Source organism: Ancylomarina sp. YFZ004 (assembly GCF_054254355.1).
In genome coordinates, this window is the sequence record NZ_JBTCHQ010000005.1 from 104,502 (window position 1) to 123,626 (window position 19,125).

General features: G+C 36.1%; 14 protein-coding genes. 5 read left to right on the forward strand and 9 right to left on the reverse strand.

Features of this window, described 5'->3' with window-relative positions; genetic code table 11:
• Window positions 1-68 precede the first annotated feature (68 nt).
• From nosZ to pssA, 9 genes are all read right to left on the reverse strand, one after another.
• Window positions 69-2,039 carry a Sec-dependent nitrous-oxide reductase gene (gene nosZ / locus ACXR6G_RS10015; protein ID WP_458361290.1) on the reverse strand — a complete coding sequence of 657 codons (1,971 nt, stop codon included), beginning with the start codon at window positions 2,037-2,039 and terminating at the stop codon, window positions 69-71.
• 35 nt (window positions 2,040-2,074) lie between these two features.
• Window positions 2,075-3,115 carry a c-type cytochrome gene (locus tag ACXR6G_RS10020; RefSeq protein WP_458361291.1) on the reverse strand — a complete coding sequence of 347 codons (1,041 nt, stop codon included), beginning with the start codon at window positions 3,113-3,115 and terminating at the stop codon, window positions 2,075-2,077.
• 2 nt (window positions 3,116-3,117) lie between these two features.
• Complete coding sequence (locus ACXR6G_RS10025) at window positions 3,118-3,495, reverse strand: GxxExxY protein (RefSeq protein ID WP_458361292.1); 378 nt, start codon at window positions 3,493-3,495, stop codon at window positions 3,118-3,120.
• A 197-nt stretch (window positions 3,496-3,692) separates the two neighbouring features.
• Window positions 3,693-4,856 carry a hypothetical protein gene (locus tag ACXR6G_RS10030; protein WP_458361293.1) on the reverse strand — a complete coding sequence of 388 codons (1,164 nt, stop codon included), beginning with the start codon at window positions 4,854-4,856 and terminating at the stop codon, window positions 3,693-3,695.
• 21 nt (window positions 4,857-4,877) lie between these two features.
• Window positions 4,878-5,396 carry a DUF3341 domain-containing protein gene (locus tag ACXR6G_RS10035; RefSeq protein WP_458361294.1) on the reverse strand — a complete coding sequence of 173 codons (519 nt, stop codon included), beginning with the start codon at window positions 5,394-5,396 and terminating at the stop codon, window positions 4,878-4,880.
• On the reverse strand, window positions 5,393-6,763 hold the full coding sequence (nrfD, locus tag ACXR6G_RS10040; protein ID WP_458361295.1) for an NrfD/PsrC family molybdoenzyme membrane anchor subunit: 1,371 nt from the start codon (window positions 6,761-6,763) through the stop codon (window positions 5,393-5,395). Before nrfD ends, ACXR6G_RS10035 begins: the two co-directional genes overlap by 4 nt.
• A 19-nt stretch (window positions 6,764-6,782) precedes the next feature.
• A complete protein-coding gene (locus tag ACXR6G_RS10045; protein WP_458361296.1) occupies window positions 6,783-9,731 on the reverse strand; it encodes a Fe-S-cluster-containing hydrogenase in 2,949 nt (982 codons plus the stop codon).
• 49 nt (window positions 9,732-9,780) lie between these two features.
• Window positions 9,781-10,914, reverse strand: coding sequence for a cytochrome c3 family protein (locus ACXR6G_RS10050; protein WP_458361297.1), 1,134 nt, complete (start codon window positions 10,912-10,914; stop codon window positions 9,781-9,783).
• A gap of 390 nt (window positions 10,915-11,304) precedes the next feature.
• Window positions 11,305-12,042 carry a CDP-diacylglycerol--serine O-phosphatidyltransferase gene (gene pssA, locus ACXR6G_RS10055; protein WP_458361298.1) on the reverse strand — a complete coding sequence of 246 codons (738 nt, stop codon included), beginning with the start codon at window positions 12,040-12,042 and terminating at the stop codon, window positions 11,305-11,307.
• A gap of 151 nt (window positions 12,043-12,193) precedes the next feature.
• Here pssA and ACXR6G_RS10060 point away from each other — a divergent pair, with 151 nt between their 5' ends.
• From ACXR6G_RS10060 to ACXR6G_RS10080, 5 genes are all read left to right on the forward strand, one after another.
• Window positions 12,194-13,258: a putative type IX sorting system protein PorV2 gene (locus ACXR6G_RS10060; RefSeq protein ID WP_458361299.1), complete on the forward strand. Its 1,065-nt coding sequence runs from the start codon at window positions 12,194-12,196 to the stop codon at window positions 13,256-13,258.
• A gap of 173 nt (window positions 13,259-13,431) precedes the next feature.
• Complete coding sequence (locus tag ACXR6G_RS10065; RefSeq protein WP_458361300.1) at window positions 13,432-14,391, forward strand: Ppx/GppA phosphatase family protein; 960 nt, start codon at window positions 13,432-13,434, stop codon at window positions 14,389-14,391.
• Window positions 14,392-14,424: 33 nt separating this feature from the next.
• Entirely contained in the window at window positions 14,425-15,591 is a 1,167-nt protein-coding gene (locus ACXR6G_RS10070) for a sigma-54-dependent transcriptional regulator (RefSeq protein ID WP_458361301.1), read from the forward strand.
• Window positions 15,592-15,620: 29 nt separating this feature from the next.
• On the forward strand, window positions 15,621-16,820 hold the full coding sequence (gene hydF, locus ACXR6G_RS10075; RefSeq protein ID WP_458361302.1) for a [FeFe] hydrogenase H-cluster maturation GTPase HydF: 1,200 nt from the start codon (window positions 15,621-15,623) through the stop codon (window positions 16,818-16,820).
• A gap of 42 nt (window positions 16,821-16,862) precedes the next feature.
• A complete protein-coding gene (locus ACXR6G_RS10080) occupies window positions 16,863-19,085 on the forward strand; it encodes an amino acid permease (RefSeq protein WP_458361303.1) in 2,223 nt (740 codons plus the stop codon).
• Window positions 19,086-19,125: the final 40 nt, after the last annotated feature.

Below are 19,125 nucleotides of genomic sequence, written 5' to 3' on the forward strand. Positions count from 1 at the left end.
TAATTTAAAGATTAAATTGTGATTATAATTTCCAGAAAGGACTGGATAGTCCTTTCTGGAATATTATTTTACTCATCAAAATCTCCAACACCCCATTTTAATTCAACTTTTGAATTTTTAGGTGATACGCGAATGTAACCCTGCATCTCCTGGTGAAGAGCGGAACAGAAATCGGTACAATAGAATGGGTAAATACCTGGGAATTGGGGTTCCCAAACTAAGGTTTCGGTCTGACCTGGCATCACCAATATTTCTGATGTGCGAGCTCCCATTACAGCAAGACCATGTGGTACATCCCAATCCTGTTCTAGATTTGTTAGGTGGATATAAACCTTATCGCCAACTTTTATACCTTCAATATTGTCTGGAGCAAAATGTGAACGGATTGAACTAACATATATCCGAACAACATTACCATCACGAACAACTTTTGCTTCATCCTCAGAAGTGATTTTGTGAGGGTGTTTATTCTCATCAAGTTTGTAATACTTTACAGAATTTTTCATGATAATATCCGCAGGAATGGCTTGAGCGTAATGAGGCTCGCCAATAGTTGGGAAATCCAGTAAGAGTTTCATCTTATCGCCTGAAATGTCGAACAGTTGCGCTGAATGCGCTAATTCAGGTCCTGTAGGAAGAAATCTATCTTTTGTAATTTTATTCAGGGAAACCATATACTTCCCGAATGGTGCTTTCGAATCTCCTCCCGGAATCATTAAGTGCCCAACTGAGTAATAGCATGGAGCTCGATCAAGAACTTCCCAAGTACCAATTTTCCATTTTATAACTTCAGATGAGATAAAGAAAGTTGTATAGGCATTTCCCTTTCCATCAAATTCAGTATGCAATGGTCCAAGACCTGTACTTTTAACAGAACCTGCTACTACACTTTCAAAATTAATTACAGGAATACCATCAACTTCGTCATCAAAATCGTCATTCTCTATAGCTTTAAGCATTTTTGAGAAAGAGTGTACAGTAAGATCTGATGATAGTTTTCCATTACCTACTATATATTCTCCAGATGGATCTACATCAACACCATGAGGTGATTTCGGAGTTGGTAAATAATAGATCAAGCCAGGACATTCTTGAGGAATAAGAACTTTAACTTCCTTAAGCATTTCCGATTTAGCCATATGGCTATGCTCATCATATGTATTGTGGGCATAGTTGGCAGGCATTGTTTTAGCTTTTCCTGCAGCAATATATTCTTCGGCTTTTTTCCAATTAACAGCAGCAATATAATCCTTGTCACGTTGCGATGCTCCAATTTCTAATAAGGTATTACTTTCCTCTGTGTTGTAGGTTGTAAAGAATGTCCATCCATGAGATTTTCCTTTACCAGAATGAGCTAAATCATAATCGTAACCAGGAACTAAAATCTGGAATGCAACACTCATTTCCCCATCATCTGCAACTTTAATATAGGATAGAGAGCCTTTAAAATTTTCTTTATATGATTTGATACTAACATCCTTTTGAGGGATAGGGACACTGAATCGTGTACCTGCAACAAGATATTCAGAATTCTCTGTAATAAATGGGGAACTGTGATTCCCACCACTATTAGGGATCTCAAGAATCTCCACTGTTTCAAAAGTTGTTAAATCGATACGTGCAATTCTTGGTGTATTATTACCATTAATGAATAACCAGCGACCATCAGGCACACCATCGGTTTGAGATAATTCAGGATGGTGCGAATCATCCCAAGGAATAAAACCAAAAGAGGTGTTCAACATTGGTTTCGTTTCTTCATTGAATCCATAAGCTTTCTCAGCATCTACTGAAAATACAGGAATCACTTTAAATAATCGCCCTGAAGGCAAACCATAAACACTTACCTGTCCACTAAATCCACCAGACATGAATGCGTAAAATTCATCGTATTCTCCAGGCGATACATATACTTGAGAGGCTGCATCTTGATCGCCAAATGCTCCTTTAGATTGTTGTTTTGAGTTATCACCACAGGCAGAAACTATTAAGCCCATGATGAATAGATACGCTAACCACTTAAATTTTGACTTTTCCATTTCATTAATTTATAGGTTATTAAATTGGTATTATGCTATTTTAATGTTCTGAAGTATTCAAGAACTTTTCTGGCTTCATCTTCGGTTAAATTTTGATCAGCCATAGGGGATAAATAACGACCCAATAATTCTTTGGCAATTGGATCTTTAGTAACCATTTCTTCAGGATTAAGAATCATATTCATAATCCATTCTGGAGTTCGTCTTTCTAGAATTCCTATTGGAGCTGGGCCAATATAACGTTTGGTTGGCTTGTGACAACTTGAACACATTTGCTTGTATATCTTTTGTCCTTCTTCTGCCATCTTGTTATTAATAGTGCCTAGGCTCAATGTCTCAACTGGACCAATTCCTTTTTGATTTGGATATAGTTTTGCTAACCTAGCTTCAAAGTCTGAATTGCTTTCCTTAGGACTGTCGTCAATTAGAGATATAGTACGCTCTCCAAGTTTTTTTCCTTGAAGTTTTACTTTGATATATTCAATAATTCTCCATCTGTCATCGGGTGTAATTTGTGATCCATGAGCACCCATTATACCATAACCTAGTGTGACAACATGGAAGAATTCCCCTCGTGGAGCATTCATCATTTTATCTGTTATTAAGCTAGCAGGTTGATAAGTGAATCGGTCACTCGTAAATAAGTAACCCATACCATTACCTTTTAAACCGTGACAGTTGTAACAGAATATCTTATAAAGCTTTTTACCCTCTTTAACGTCTCTCAGCTTCATCTTTTTTGGATTGAAAAAAATCTGCCCAGCAAGAGCTCTATCTTCTAAGGTTTTTTCAAAATCAAATGGTATGATTCCTCTGGGAATAGTTCCTTTCACAGGCATGCGAGCTGTTAAGCTATCAGCAAAATTTGGGTTTGCCGTATAGCTTTCATAGGCTCTTGAGTCTACCATATCTGGAAAATAGGAATGACCAGGATGGTTTCTATCCCTATCACAAGATGATAGTAAAGTGAAGAACGCGATTACAACAATGATATGTAGATCATTTTTTACGTGAATAATTCTAACCGCAGAGTGCGCTAAGATTTTTCGCAAAGTTCGCAATATTGATTTTGTCATATCTATAAGTTATTTACTACTCGTTTTATACCATTTTTGATAAGAGCAACATTAAAATTTATTAAAAGGCCAAGTTTACAACCCGACAGTTTCAAGTATGTTAAGATTTGAGCTAAATGAACATCATTTAAGCTTTCAACTGATTTAATTTCAATTATCAGTTTGTTATTTATTAAAAGATCGATCCTATACCCAATATCAAGTTTGACGTCATCATAAATTAATGGCATTGGCTTTTCTTTTTCTACTTTCAATCCATGATTGTTTAATTCATACATTAAACATTCCTGATACGCACTTTCTAATAAACCAGGTCCCAATTTGCGGTGTACTTTTAATGCACAGTCTACAACAATTTTTGACACCTCATTTTCTGTCATATTCCATCGGTTTTAGAGGCTTTTGCGAAATTTTTGTGTCTTTGCTGTTCATTTTTTTTTAGATTTAATCGCAGAGTTCGAAAGCTTGATTTTATATATATCTTCAAGTAGTTTACAACTCGTCTAATTCCATTTTTCATTTTAAGTCAGCTTTTGCGCTCTTTGCGATTTCTTAGTGTCTTCGCGGTTCATTTGCTTTATGTTTCGTAATGGAAGCTTTCTTCAAGGAAAGGATCATTTTTGCATAATAAAGGTTTCTTCGTAAGAGCATTGAATACAACCCATAGAAAACCTCCAAGGTATAAGCAGGCAGAACCTATTTCAATTAGACCAATTTGAGCTGTCTCACCCAATATACCAGGACTTAGCATGAGGTAAATGTTTAGCCATTGTCCGATTAGAACGACACTAGCAACCATGGCTAACCATTTGATATTACGTTTTGAATTTCTAGTCATCAAAGCAAAGAATGGAAATACAAAATTTAGAACAAGAATGGCGAAAAATAAGATTGGGAAACCATTTATCCTTTGAGCAAAATAAACTGTCTCTTCAGGAATATGACTGTACCAAATTAGCATGTATTGGAAGAACCAGAGGTACATCCAAAAAATACTGAATCCAAAGAGGTATTTACCTAAGTCGTGTATGTGTTCTTTATTCACAAAATCGATGTATCCTTGAGATTTAAGCAAGGCAATAATTAGAATAAATGCTGCAATTCCCGATACAAAGAGACCTATGAAAACATACCAGCCAAAAAGAGTACTAAACCAATGTGGATCAACTGACATAATCCAATCCCAACTCATTGTTGAACTACTTATAGCAAAGAATGCCATGAATAGGGCAGCTAACGTCTTACCTTGTTTATGATATTTATAGTCGTCAGATAAATCTTGAGACATTGAATTTTTGCGAAGTAAATAACTTAGGCCAATCCAACCAGCAAAGTATACAGCCATTCTAATAAAGAAAAAAGGTAAATTAAGATAGGCTGATTTCCCCTCTATTATTGGATCATGAAGATCGTGATGTGACCAGTGATACAAATCGTGCATGCCAAAAAATAGCAAGAACATAAGTGCCGCTGAATAGGGAAGGAAAGTACTTAAAGCTTCAGGTATTCGTTTTAAGCTTACATGCCATCCAGAATGTGCAATCTTATGGATAGCGATAAATAAAGCTCCAAAAAGAGAAAGAAACAGGAAATAAAGATTGTTGAGCAAAACATTCATCCAAACTTGTTTGCTATCGGGATTCTCTAAAAGAAAACTAAGTGCAATCAGTAGGATACCAATAACAGAAATGGATAAAAATATCTGTTTAGTTTTTTTTGATAAGATATAATTCGTGTTCATCAGCTTATGATTTTGAATTAACTATTTATGCTCTTTGAGTTGAATCTCATGTGCCTCTTCTTGCTCTAATATGGCCTTTACATGACTAAAGTGCTCATCATTTTCATTTGCCTCAATAATGATGACAAAACGATCATCAGTTATTCTTTCATCGTGAATTTTATTTTTGGCTCCCAATCCTAATTTTGATCTGAAAAGAAAAGCGAATACCATGGCAACAGCAGCAAACAGCACAGTAACTTCAAAGGTGATGGGTATAAAGGCAGGAATAGAAAAGTGAGGCTTACCACCAATGAATAGGGGGTAGTCAACCACAAAAGCCCAAGTTTGAAAACCAAAAGCAAAAAGTGTTCCTATTGCACCTGCAATAAACCCAACAATAGGTAGTTTGGATTCTTTTAAACCCAATACCTTATCTAAACCATGTACAGGAAAAGGTGTTAAAACATCGAGTATCAATATTTTCTTTTCCATCAGAATTTTACTTGCCCTTAAAAGATCTTCTTCATCTGTGAAATAGGCTGATATATATCTTCTCATAGCGTTTCGTTTTTAGGTCCTTTTTCTCCTGAGCTTTTAATAACCGTTTTAATCTCAGCAATAGCAATCACAGGAAATACCCGAATGAATAATAGAAAACATGAGAAAAATAAGCCGAGTGTTCCTATAAAGATTCCAACTTCAACAATGGTTGGTGTGTACATGGACCAACTCGATGGAAGGTAGTCGCGATGTAATGATGTTACGATAATTACAAAACGCTCGAACCACATGCCAATATTGATGAATATTGAGAGTATAAAGGTGAAGACAAGGCTTCGTCTCAATTTTCTGAACCAAAGTAATTGTGGTGATATGACGTTGCAAGTCATCATGATGGCATAAGCCCACCAATAAGGTCCTGTTGCTCGGTTAAGAAAAGCGTATTGCTCATATTCTACACCAGAGTACCATGAGATAAAGAGTTCCGTCATATAGGCAATTCCCACGATTGACCCTGTGGCAATTATAATTTTATTCATCGACTCAACATGTGCCACTGTGATGTAGTTTTCCAAATTGAGAACCTTACGCGTAACAATCATTAGGGTCAGTACCATGGCAAATCCCGAGAAAATGGCACCTGCTACAAAATAGGGCGGAAAGATGGTTGTATGCCAACCTGGTATAATTGAAGTTGCAAAGTCAGCACTTACTATACTATGAACAGAGAGGACAAGCGGAGCAGCCAGACCAGCTAATATTAAACTGAGTTTCTCGTGGCGCTGCCAATGCTTTACAGATCCTGTCCAGCCGAAACTTAGCATACCGTAAATGTATTTTTTAGCTTTAGAGGTCACTCTATCTCGCATGGTTCCGATATCGGGTATTAATCCCATATACCAGAATAAAAGAGATACTAAAAGATAGGTTGAAATAGCAAAAACATCCCACAAAAGAGGTGAGTTAAAGTTTACCCATAAACCTCGTGTATTCGGATAAGGAAATACAAAAAATGCTAAGAGTGGTCGTCCCATATGGATCAATGGGAAGAGACCTGCACATAAAACAGCAAATATCGTCATGGCTTCAGCCGAACGGTTGATACTGGTTCTCCATTTTTGGCGGAAGAGTAAAAGAATGGCAGAGATAAAGGTTCCAGCATGTCCAATACCTACCCACCAAACAAAATTGGTAATTCCCCAACCCCAACCAATGGTTCGATTGAGTCCCCAAGTTCCTATACCTTCCCATACAGTCCAAGCCATCATGGCAAGACCAAAAAACATGGCTGATAAACTTATGGTCAGACCCATATACCAAGCTTTCCCAGGTTTGCCCTCAATAGGAGCGGCAATATCCTTGGTTATTTGGCTATAAGTTTTGTTTCCCTTTATAAGAGGTTCTCGAATTGGAGATACGTACATAACTCAGTATTATAGTGGTTTAACTCTTTTTGTTTCTAATTTTCGTTAGATAACTAACGGAAGGAAGTGTATGTATTTCTTCCAATAAATGGTAGTTTCGATCACTTGTAGCGACTTTGAATAAGTCACTACCCTTGTCGTTTAAGTCACCGAAGAGGATGGCTCCGGAAGGACAGGTTTGTTGGCAAGCCGTTTTGATATCACCATCTTTTACTTTTCTTCCTTCAAGTTTTGCATTAAGTTTGCCTTCCTGAATTCTTTGAACACACATCGAGCATTTTTCAATAACACCTTTAGCCCTAATTGTTACATCAGGATTAAGCACCATACGACTTAAATCTAAGGTCATGCCTGCCGGATCATGAAGGTTATTTGGAATTGAATCTGCTAGGGTATAATCAAACCAATTGAATCGCCTAACCTTATAGGGACAGTTGTTTCCACAGTAACGTGTCCCAATACATCTGTTGTAAATCATTTGATTTAATCCCTCGCTGCTGTGGTTTGTAGCTGCTACAGGACAAACATTTTCACAAGGTGCATTATCACAATGCTGACACATAACAGGCTGGAAAACGACGCCAGGTTTGTTTTCATCACCAGAGAAATAACGGTCAATTCGAATCCATGACATTTCGTGAGCGCGAATAACCTCTTTCTTTCCTACAATAGGAACATTGTTTTCAGCCTGACAAGCAATTGTACAAGCCCCACAACCAATGCAGGCATTTAAATCAATAGCTAATCCCCAATGATGATTCGGGAATTCGGGTTCTTTATAAATCCCAGCATTCTTATATTCGTGTTTGTTATCGTTTCCTGCTTTGGGATTTTTCTTATACTCATCCAAATTGGCTTCACGAACGATTGCTCTACCTTCCATGGAATGGTGAGTTTGAGTCATCGCAAAATCGAACTGTCCTTCAATTTTCTCAAGCTTGACTGAAGAATACTCGTTTGTGTTTAAATGGGATACTTTGAGACCAACGTCTTTACCAACCTTACCACAAATAGTTCTTCCATAGCCACCCGCAATTGATACTGAATTGTAGGCCTGTCCTGGAAGTATGTAAATTGGTAGTTCAAGCTTGTTATTAAGCAATACCATATTTCCTGTCTCAAGGGCCATCTCTTTGGCTTGTTTTGGAGATATATTGAGGTAATTATCCCAGCAAATTTTACTTATCGGATCAGGCATTTCTTGTAACCATGGATTATTAGCCATACTTCCATCGCCTATGGATACTTTTTCGTATACCTGCAGCTCAATCCCACTTGATTTCTTATTTTGAGTAATGGTCTCAATGGTTTTATTAATATCAAGCTCAGCAAACTTTAGTTTGTCAGTTGATATATCCTTTGTCTGAAAGATGCCTTCTTGTAGTGTATGCTCCCAATAGGATTTGAAACTTGTATAAAGTGTTTGAATTGGGAAAAGTGTTTCTTCCCAATGGTTCATGATCAATTTATGGTAATCGACATCTTGACCTGACCATTTTAAAAGCGAAGATTGAAACTGACGGGTATCGAATAAAGGATGAATGGCTGGTTGCATCAAACTGAACGAACCCTTCTTTATTTCTGCATCATTCCAACTTTCCAGATAATGATTATCAGGAGCTATAAATTTCATCAATGATGAGGTCTCGTTTGGAGTCTCATGAATTGATAGACTGAATGGAAGAGACTTAATAGCTTTCTTTATTTTATCTCCTTCTGGATGATTAAATACGGGGTTGGTATGATAACAAATTAAACCTTTTACTTGGCCTGAGGCTAAATCGTTTATTAGCTGATCCACATCTTCATCAATGGCTTGATGATTTAAAAGAGGATTTTCAAAACTAAGAGTCGAATTCAAATTCTCTAATTCATAATTGATAGCATTAATCAGAATTTGTGCATTCAAATCTTGACTTCCAGAAACAACAAGTGAACGTGATTTTTGTTCCAATAAATCTTTTGCCAGTTCTTTAATTATTTTCGACGACTCTTTAATATCATATTTTTGTTGTCCTTTTAATATCAGGATTTCATTATACAGCTGAGCAATTTGGAGGTTTAAGTCGGACGGTTTTATCGCGTGTCTTTCATCAGCATTGCTACCAGTCAAACTCATTCTCGATTCGAATTGAATATGACGAGACATTTTATTTAATGAACCTGAAAGTTTACGAGTATCCGAATATGTTTTGATATACTCACTAGGATTTATCCATGTTCCTAAGAAATCGGCATCGAAACTAACAATCAAATTAGCTCTATTGAATCGATAATCAGGTAATCCATCCTTGCCAAAACAAAGTTTTTGAGCTTGAAGTATTGCACTAGCTGATTGCGTATCATACTGGATCCATTTAATATTTGGATAGGCATCAGTAAAGTGCTGAATAGCTTTTCGGGTAGAGGGACTAAAAATGGTCGGTGTTAACAAAGCGATTTGATTTTCCTTTTGAGAATCTAATGCGCTTAAGATTGAGTCATCAAATTTATCCCATGAAACCTTTTCTTCTTCTATTTGAGGATTTCTATATCGACTGTTGTCGTATAAACTTAAAACTGATGCTTGAACTTGAGCAGAACAAGCTCCATTACTGATTGGTGATAGATTATTGCCTTCAATCTTAATTGGTCGTCCTTCTCTGGTTTTGATGAGTACGCTGGCATAATCACTGCCATTAATATAAGTAGAAGCATAATAATTGGCTATGCCAGGTGTAATTTCTTCAGGTTTATTCAAATATGGAATCGCTTTTTGAACGGCATTTTCACAACTTGACAAAACGGTTGTAATAGCTAAACTGTAACCACAAAGCTTTAAGAAATCTCTACGATTACTTTTGGCCTCTGAAGTTCCATCTTCAAAAATATCGAGAACCTGTTCCAAATTACCTTTAGGGGCATGCTTTGTTATTTTAACTTCAGAACTCTCGTTTTTTTCTTGCTGGCTTTTCCAGTATTTTTTCATATTGGGTATTTTTTCAGTTAGCTCCTTCGATTAATAAGTCTCGTCTAGCCTAGTAATGACAGCGGGCACATTCTCGACCACCAATATCTTTAACTCGGACACTATCAATTTGTTCTTTTACCAGTTTAAGATGGAGTTCTTTGAATGTATTAGAGTAATAGTTGTTGTAATTGAAATCAATAGCTGTTTTGTCATGACAATCTAAACACCAACCCATTGATAAATCCTCAACTTGTTTCACGATATGCATTTGTTCAACTTCTCCATGGCATTCCTGACACTCACGCTTTCCAACATTCACATGTTGTGCATGGCTAAAAAAGACATGATCAGGAAGTTTGTGAATACGTACCCATTCTATTGCTTTGTTATTCTCAATGGCTGCATGAATTTTATTAATTTCAAATTTGCCTGAGTTTCGGCCTTCTCGAACAATTGAGTGGCAGTTAAGACAAACATTCGCAGATGGAATAACTGCAGATTTACTATTGTCGACACCTGTATGGCAATATCTACAATCTATTTTGTTATCAGTAGCATGTACTTTGTGGGAGAATTTAATGGGTTGATCAGGAGCGTAATTTTCATTTCGTCCAAGAGCCATGGCATCTTCGCCTAACATTTTTATTTGATAGCCTAATGCCAAAAAGAAAATTAGAATTGGGATGAATTTGTATTTTATCTTCTTAGTGAAGAATAAATCTATTAAAGCTAGTGTTATCAATAGGCCTAAAAATAGGAATAGGATGAGGTTGTCAACTATTGGCTTTTGATGTTCTTCACCTTGATCTTTTAATCTTAGTAGGTAATTCTTTATATGAGTGAGTTCTTCTTCGTTGTATTCGTATCCAGCATGAACCTCAGACATAACCTTTGCAATAGGAGCATTTAAAACTGAGTTAAAATCAGAAATTTCTTTATTGGAAAAACTATGTGAAATATCCCATGCCGAAGGGTTCCAGTTAAGGGTATCGGAATAACTAATATTGTGACAGCTAACACAAGCGTTCAACTTAGTTTTTGTAAGTAATAAGCCCTTAAATATACGTTCACCCTGTTTTGATGATTCCAGAAAATTGTGTTCAGATTTTTCGTGTTGGGGAGTATTTTGATTCTCGGAAAATGAAGGGGAACTTGTCAGTAGAAAAAAGACAATAGGAATGAATAGGCAAAGTTTACTCATGGTAGAATGATTTACAAATGCTTTATATAAATATGATGTCTATATTCTCAATAAGAAATCAGATTTCATCTAGAAAATCCGGAATGATTTAACTTCTAAATCATTATGCTCGTCTTACAAGTTAAAAATTTTACTTAATTAATCATAGTTCAATTTTCATTATTTTCTAATCTAGAATATCAATGTCGAATTTTTATTTTTTTCTTTCTCTTGTACTAGCCTAAAATATGGAATAAGCTGAGAGTTTTAGTCATTATGACAGAGCGAAAAATTATTTCATAATTAATCCGAAATGTTTTTTAGATAAGAGAGGGGGGCGCGAAAATAATGGAACAAAAAAGCCTTCATTAGTTAAAATGAAGGCTTTGTAATATTGTTAGTTATATCTGTTTATTTTCTTAGGTTATCGATTAATGAGAAGAAGATATAAACAAATAAAATTAGCGGAACAACTAACCATTTTAGAAGAATTGCTAGAACCACTAAGGTGATAAGAAATAAATATTGAATTTTATTTTCTCGCCATTTAAGGCTTTTAACCTTTAGAGCAAACATTGGTATTTCAGATACTAACAGGAATGATGTGATAAGTATAGCTGCTAGAATAAGCCATTGGTTAGAAAGCAAGCCTTCAATCATTGGATAGTCACCAAAGTGAAGAATAATAGGTAACGATGCCCAAAACATAGCATTAGCTGGAGTTGGTACACCAATAAATGAAGTAGTTTGACGCGTATCTACATTAAATTTTGCCAATCGAAGTCCAGAGAAAATAGAGATGATAAAAGCAGACAACAGAATGGCTATTTGCGAATAGCTCAAGCTTTCTGGTGTGAAAGCCGCAGCAGCATCACCTAAAACGGCAAAGCGTAAGTAGGAGAAGGCTATGGTTGCTGGTGCAAAACCGAAACTTAGCATATCTGCTAATGAATCCAATTCTTTACCCATTTCAGAATAGGCACCTAACAATCGAGCGAAGAGTCCATCCATAAAGTCGAATACTGCGGCTAGAATGATTAAAAGAGCTGCAGGATATAGATAACCTTCAATAGCCAGTAAACTGGCAACACAACCTGATAAAATATTTAAACAGGTAATGGCATTGGGAATATGTTTTGTGATTGACATCGTATCGAATTATTTTGATCAATAAATATGACTCAGTCATGTGAGTCATGCAAAATTAATCTAAAAATCGGAATGCACTGAAAAGTTTCATAGAGAATGTCGTTGAATAAAAAAAGCATTGTATTTTTACGCTTCGTCCAAAATCTAAAAGATGCAAAAATACTTAACTCTAATATTCTTTCTTTTTTCTGGTTTGAGCCTTTACGCTCAAAGCTCAGCACCAAAATACAGCAATGAGTTTTTATCTGTAGGAGTGGGAGCAAGAGCCTTTGCAATGGGAAATGTCGCTGTTGCTTCACAAAAAGGTGTCGAAGCAGCTTACTGGAACCCTGCAAGTTTGGTTGATATGAATAAGAAATATGAAATCTCAGCTATGCACGCCGAATATTTTGCTGGAATGGCAGCCTACGATTATGTGGGCTTTGGTGTAAAGTTGGATGAGAAAAGTGCTTTGGCCTTAAGTGTGATTCGATATGGAGTTGATGATATACCCAATACGCTCGAGTTGATAGATAAGGATGGAAATATTCGATACGATTTAGTGACAACTTTCTCAGCTGCTGATTATGCTTTTCTATTTTCTTATGCCAAGCAAACAAAGATTAAAGGATTGTCTATTGGAGGGAATGTCAAGATAATTTATCGTCATACTGGGGAATTTGCTTCAGCCTATGGTTTTGGAATAGACGCAGCTGTGAAATACAAAAGGGGGAAGTGGCAGATGGGTGCTTTATTGCGTGATGCCAGTTCAACTTTTAATGCTTGGGTCTTTAAAACTGACGACCTTGAGGATGTTTTTAATACAACGGGAAATGAAATTCCTGAGAATTCTACTGAGATTACCTTGCCTAGGTTGATTTTAGGTGTAAGTCGCGATGTCACATTAACTGATAAGGTTTCTGTATTAGCTGAGTTGGACGCAGATTTCACCTTTGATGGAAAACGTCATACATTAATCGAAGGAGATCCCATAAGTATTGATCCTCACATGGGCTTAGAGTTTCAATATCAAGATTTGATTTATCTTAGAATGGGTGTTGGTAATATCCAGCGAGAAACCGATTTCAAACAAAAGGAATCGCTAGTTTTTCAACCTAATATGGGTTTAGGTATCCACTATAAAAACTTTAGGTTAGATTATGCCCTTACTGATATTGGAGATCAATCCATATCGAAGTATTCCAATGTGTTTTCTCTTTCTTACGCTTTCGATTAGATTATTGAGAACATAAAAGGAAAATTATTTGATGACAGTTGTAACATCTTTATTCTAAGTTGAAATTTTTGAAGCCAACTTTTCTTAAGCTTTTTTATCTTGTAATGCCCCGAAATTTCACTACTTTCGATACTTTGTTTAAGCTATTTTTCTAACTGAAATTCAATCAATCTATGCGTATCTCAATTATCGATTTGGGTACCAATACTTTTAATTTGCTTGTAGCTGATATCATTGCTGATAAGCAAATCAACATACTTCATCGATCCAAATATCCAGTGAAACTGGGTGAAGGTGGCATTAATCAGAATTATATTACCGATGAGGCTCAAAAACGAGCGAATCTGGCATTCGAAGAGATGAAGCAAATCATCAATTCTTATCAATCATTGAAAACCTTTGGCTTTGCAACATCTGCTATAAGGACAGCAAAGAATGGAGTAGATTTTGTTAAGCAAATTCATCAAGATTTTGAGATAGATATTCAAGTTATATCAGGGAACCGTGAAGCTGAGCTAATTTATTATGGAACACGCGAAGCGGTTGGATTAGACGATGAGCTTGTGGCCATCCTTGATATTGGAGGAGGAAGTAATGAGATAATCATTGCTAACTCGGAACAAATCTTTTGGAAGAAGTCGTACCCTTTAGGAATGACACGCTTGTTAGAGCAGTTTCACCCTTCGGATCCAATAAGAATGGATGAACTTAATAATATTGAAGAGTTCTTAAAAGATAAATTGAGCGACTTAATTGAAGCCTTGAAAAAATACTCTGTAAAGAAATTGATAGGATCATCTGGATCTTTTTCTACTTTGCGTCAGGTTATTTTAGCTGACGAGAAAATGGAGACTTTAAGTGATCAAACCCATTACAATATCAAACTCGAAGATTTTAACACCTTACATCAACGATTTGTGGAATCGACACTTGAGGAGAGAATACAAATGCAGGGGATGGATTCAGCTAGAGTACACCTGATGGTTATTGCTAGTATTTTCATCAACTTTCTGGTGAAAGAAAGTGAGCTGTCAATTTTATTTCAATCAGCTTATGCTCTAAAAGAGGGCGCTTTAATCGACTATATAAAGGGGCTTAGCGAATCGGAAAAACCTATATCTTCGGATAAATAAAAATATTAAGGTCATTATTATAATATCAATAGCATGTCAAAAATTTTAATCATCGACGACGAAAGAAGTATTCGTAATACCTTGAAAGAGATTCTTTCTTACGAAAACTATCAGGTGAGTGTAGCTGAGAACGGAATGGAAGCCATTAAAATGGTTGGAGCGAATGAATTTGATGTGATTCTTTGCGATATAAAGATGCCAGAAATGGATGGGCTTGAGGTTCTTGAAAAGTTACAAGAAATAGCTTTTGATGTACCTGTAATTATGATTTCAGGACATGGTAATATTGATACGGCTGTAGAGGCTATAAAAAAAGGGGCTTTCGATTTTATTGAGAAACCTCTTGATCTAAATAGAATTTTAATCACCATTAAAAATGCGCTTGATAAGGCTGTTTTACTTACCGAAACGAAGGTTTTGAAAAGAAAAGTAAGTAAGAAATACGACATGATAGGTGATTCAAAAGCTATTATGGAGTTGAATGATATGATTGAAAAAGTGGCTCCGACTGATGCCCGGGTTTTGATTACAGGTCCAAACGGAACTGGAAAAGAATTGGTGGCTCATCGAATTCATGAAAAAAGTAATCGTGTTAAGAAACCTTTTATTGAGGTGAATTGTGCCGCGATTCCTTCTGAGCTTATCGAGAGTGAATTGTTTGGGCATGAGAAAGGTTCTTTTACCTCTGCACATAAGCAACGCAAAGGAAAGTTTGAGCTGTCTGATGGGGGAACTTTGTTTCTAGATGAGATTGGTGATATGAGTTTATCTGCTCAAGCTAAAGTTTTGCGAGCTCTGCAAGAGAGTAAGATTACTCGAGTAGGTGGAGATAAGGAAATTAAAGTAAATGTAAGGGTGATTGCAGCGACCAATAAAAACCTTTCCGATGAAATAAGTTTAGGGAAATTCCGCGAAGATTTATATCATCGTTTAAGTGTCATCTTAATTAAGGTTCCTGCTCTAAACGAAAGACTTGAAGATATTCCTTTATTAGCTCAGCATTTTATTGATATGATTTGTTCAGAGATGGGCTTACCTCCAAAATCGATAGCTGAAGATGCTATTGCTGAATTGCTAAAACTGGATTATACAGGAAACATTCGAGAGTTTAGAAATATTATCGAACGTTTAATTATTTTGGGTGATAAAGAAATTACCCAACAGGATATTAAACTGTATGCAGGAGCTAATAAAAATTAAGAAGTGATTTATTATTAATCATTATTAGAATGAAAACGAAAGATCATAAAACACATATAGGAATTTATGGACGTAGAAACTACGGCAAATCTTCCATCATAAATACACTAGCAGATCAACAAATTGCCATTGTTTCTGACACGCCAGGGACAACAACTGATCCCGTTAAAAAATCTTTTGAGATACTTGATTATGCTCCTGTGATCTTAATTGATACTGCAGGCATTGATGATACAGGTGATTTGGGAGAGAAGCGAATTGAAAAAACTTTACATTCTATTTCGACCATCGATTTGGCAATTTTAGTGATTGCTGATAATGTTTTTGGAAATTTTGAAGAAGATCTGATAAAGAAATTCAGCTATTATAAAACCCCATTTTTTATCATCCACAATAAATCGGATGAGAATAAAATCGATGAGGATTTGAAAAATGAGTTAGAAGAAACTTACAAAACTTCAGTAATCGATTTTTCTACGGTCAATCCAAATAAGTTTGATGAGGTGATTGAATTGATTAAGAAAACAGCTCCTGAAGCCTCAAAGGTTTTTAAAACAATAATTGGTGATTTAATTAAGCCTAATGATGTGGTGATGTTGATTTGTCCAATTGATTCTGAAGCACCAGCTGGTCGTATGATTTTACCACAAGTACAACTCATTAGAGATGTTTTGGATAATCATTGCATTAACATTGTTCTTCAGCAAGATCAGGTATCTGAATTTTTTGCGACAACCAATATAAAACCAAAACTAGCGATTACGGATAGTCAAATATTCGATTTGGCAGGACAATTGGTTCCTAAAGATATTCCTCTGACAAGTTTTAGTACCGTTTTGGCAAGACAAAAAGGTGACTTTGAAAACTACTTAAAAGGAACACCAAAGATAGATGATTTGAAAAATGGTGACCGAGTTTTAATTCTTGAGTCATGTTCTCATCATGTTTCATGTGAAGATATTGGACGATTTAAGCTACCAGCTTGGATGAGAAAATATTGCAATTGTGAATTGGACTTTGATATTGTTTCAGGTTTGGATGCCATTCAACGTCCCATTAATGATTATGCAATGGTGATTCAATGTGGCGGTTGTATGATTACTAAAAAGCAAATCCATAACCGACTTCTGCCTGCCATTGAAGCTGGGATTCCGGTTAGTAATTACGGCTTAGCAATTTCATACGTTCAAGGTATATACGCAAGGGCTATAGAGCCATTTAAGCTTTAAGCTAAACACACACTATTTTTAAACTGTAATTGATTTTAATATATGGCCAATAATTTCACTAAATCAAGTGCTACCTTTGGAACATTGCCAGTTTTTATGACGGCAATTTCAACCATTTTAGGAGCCATCCTTTTCCTTCGTTTTGGATGGGCTGTCGGTAATGTTGGTTTTATCGGTGTCATCGGAATTATTATTCTGGGGCATATGATTACCATACCAACAGCAATGGCTGTGGCAGAAATTGCAACCAACCAGAAAGTACTGGGGGGAGGCGCTTATTATATCATTTCACGATCCTTTGGTTTGAATATTGGAGCGGCAATTGGTATTACACTTTATCTTTCTCAAGCCATTTCAGTCGCCTTTTATATTATTGCATTTGGTGAAGCCTTCGATCCCGTTATTCAATGGGTAGCCAATGATTTTGGTTGGCTGATCTACGATAAACGTGCCATTACAATTCCAGCAATGTGTCTTTTGTCTGGTTTATTTTTATGGCGAGGTTCAAATATGGGGATGAAAATTCTCTATGTAGTTGTGGGAACTTTAGCCGTTTCACTTGTCATGTTTTTTATTGGCTCTCCTGCCGATGCACCTCAGGATATAGTTCTGGATGCAACTGTAGAAAATCCCAAAAGCTTTTTCTACGTGTTTACTATTATATTTCCAGCCTTTACAGGGTTAGCAGCAGGTTTAGGCTTGTCTGGTGAACTGAAGAATCCTAAAAGATCGATTCCAAGAGGAACCATCTGGGCAACCGTTGCTGGTTTGGTTGTTTATCTTTTGGCTGCCTATAAATTTACGGTTTCAGCTAGTCCTGAGGACTTAGATAGCAATCAGCTTATCATGAGTAATATTGCAATATGGGGTCCAATTATTCCTATCGGTTTGGCTGCGGCATCATTATCATCTGCATTGGGGTCAATTATGGTTGCACCTCGTACTCTGCAAGCTATTGGGATGGATGATATTTTCCCACAGAAAGGATTGAATAAATGGCTGAAAAAGGAGAATCGCAAAACAACAGAACCTCTTAATGCTTCAGTTATCTCTATTATAATTGCCTTTGTGTTTATCTTGATAGGTGATGTTGACTTCGTTGCTCAGATTATATCAATGTTCTTTATGGTGACCTATGGTGCAATTTGTATGATCTCATTCCTAGAACATTTTGCAGCTGATCCATCTTACCGACCAACTTTCCGTTCTCGATGGTATTTATCTCTTATGGGAGCTTTACTTTCATTCTGGATCATGTTCCAAATGAATATGATGTATGCTATCATTTCTTTACTGATAATGGGTGTGATTTACTACGGAATCAATGTGAGTAATAAGGAACACCGAGGTCTTGCGAAACTCTTTCGTGGTGTTGTTTTTCAATTGAGTCGATATTTGCAAATCTTTGCTCAACGAGCCGAGAAAGTTGATAGAGAAGTGAGTTGGAGACCTTTTGCTATTTGTATCTCTCAAGATACCTTTAAACGCCGTTCAGCCTTCGATTTGTTACGTTGGATTTCCTACAAGTATGGTTTCGGGACTTATATACATTACTTGGAAGGCTTCCTAAATGAGAAAACGAATGAAGAGTCTAAGAATGTCATGAAACGCCTGATTAATTTGGCATCAGGAAGCCGTAACCGAGTTTTCTTAGACACGATAATTAGTCCATCCATGACCTCTGCAATTGCGCAGGTAATGCAACTATCGGGTATATCAGGTCATGGTTATAATTCAATTCTGTTTGAATATTCGCGTATAGAACCTGATCAATTGAATTATGTCATAGATAACTACAATTTGATTGAGTCAACTCAATTCGATGTTTGTATCTTAAATACGTCTTATAAAGGTTTTGGTTACCACAAGGAGATTCATATTTGGATTGGATCAAAAGATTATGAGAATGCGAATTTGATGATTCTTTTAGCTTACATCATTCAGGGGCATCCTGACTGGAAAAAGAGCATGATTAAGATTTTTGCTATGTATCCTGAGAAAGATCTTGAGAAAGAGCAAGGCAAACTATTGAGCTTGATTCGTTCAGGACAATTGCCAATCTCATCAAGTAATATTGAGTTGATTGGGATTGATCATACTGATAAGAAGAAGGAAATTATGAATAAATCCATGGATGCAGATTTAACGATTCTTGGATTTAATAGAGAAGATATAGATCGAGATAAATTGGATATGTTTACAGGATTCGACGATATGGGTAATATCCTTTTTGTGAGTTCGTACAAGAAAATTAAAATCAAATAAGCTTTTATCTGGCATATAAATATTCTCAATAGGGTGAAAT

Bases quoted from the DNA above. Each gene is read 5' to 3' on its own strand.
- ACXR6G_RS10035 (WP_458361294.1), bottom strand. From the start codon at position 5,396: ATGAGAAGATATATATCAGCCTATTTCACAGATGAAGAAGATCTTTTA.
- hydF (WP_458361302.1), top strand. From the start codon at position 15,621: ATGAAAACGAAAGATCATAAAACACATATAGGAATTTATGGACGTAGA.
- ACXR6G_RS10070 (WP_458361301.1), top strand. From the start codon at position 14,425: ATGTCAAAAATTTTAATCATCGACGACGAAAGAAGTATTCGTAATACC.
- ACXR6G_RS10080 (WP_458361303.1), top strand. From the start codon at position 16,863: ATGGCCAATAATTTCACTAAATCAAGTGCTACCTTTGGAACATTGCCA.
- ACXR6G_RS10030 (WP_458361293.1), bottom strand. From the start codon at position 4,856: ATGAACACGAATTATATCTTATCAAAAAAAACTAAACAGATATTTTTA.
- ACXR6G_RS10020 (WP_458361291.1), bottom strand. From the start codon at position 3,115: ATGACAAAATCAATATTGCGAACTTTGCGAAAAATCTTAGCGCACTCT.
- ACXR6G_RS10025 (WP_458361292.1), bottom strand. From the start codon at position 3,495: ATGACAGAAAATGAGGTGTCAAAAATTGTTGTAGACTGTGCATTAAAA.
- ACXR6G_RS10045 (WP_458361296.1), bottom strand. From the start codon at position 9,731: ATGAAAAAATACTGGAAAAGCCAGCAAGAAAAAAACGAGAGTTCTGAA.
- ACXR6G_RS10060 (WP_458361299.1), top strand. From the start codon at position 12,194: ATGCAAAAATACTTAACTCTAATATTCTTTCTTTTTTCTGGTTTGAGC.
- ACXR6G_RS10050 (WP_458361297.1), bottom strand. From the start codon at position 10,914: ATGAGTAAACTTTGCCTATTCATTCCTATTGTCTTTTTTCTACTGACA.
- nosZ (WP_458361290.1), bottom strand. From the start codon at position 2,039: ATGGAAAAGTCAAAATTTAAGTGGTTAGCGTATCTATTCATCATGGGC.
- ACXR6G_RS10065 (WP_458361300.1), top strand. From the start codon at position 13,432: ATGCGTATCTCAATTATCGATTTGGGTACCAATACTTTTAATTTGCTT.
- pssA (WP_458361298.1), bottom strand. From the start codon at position 12,042: ATGTCAATCACAAAACATATTCCCAATGCCATTACCTGTTTAAATATT.
- nrfD (WP_458361295.1), bottom strand. From the start codon at position 6,763: ATGTACGTATCTCCAATTCGAGAACCTCTTATAAAGGGAAACAAAACT.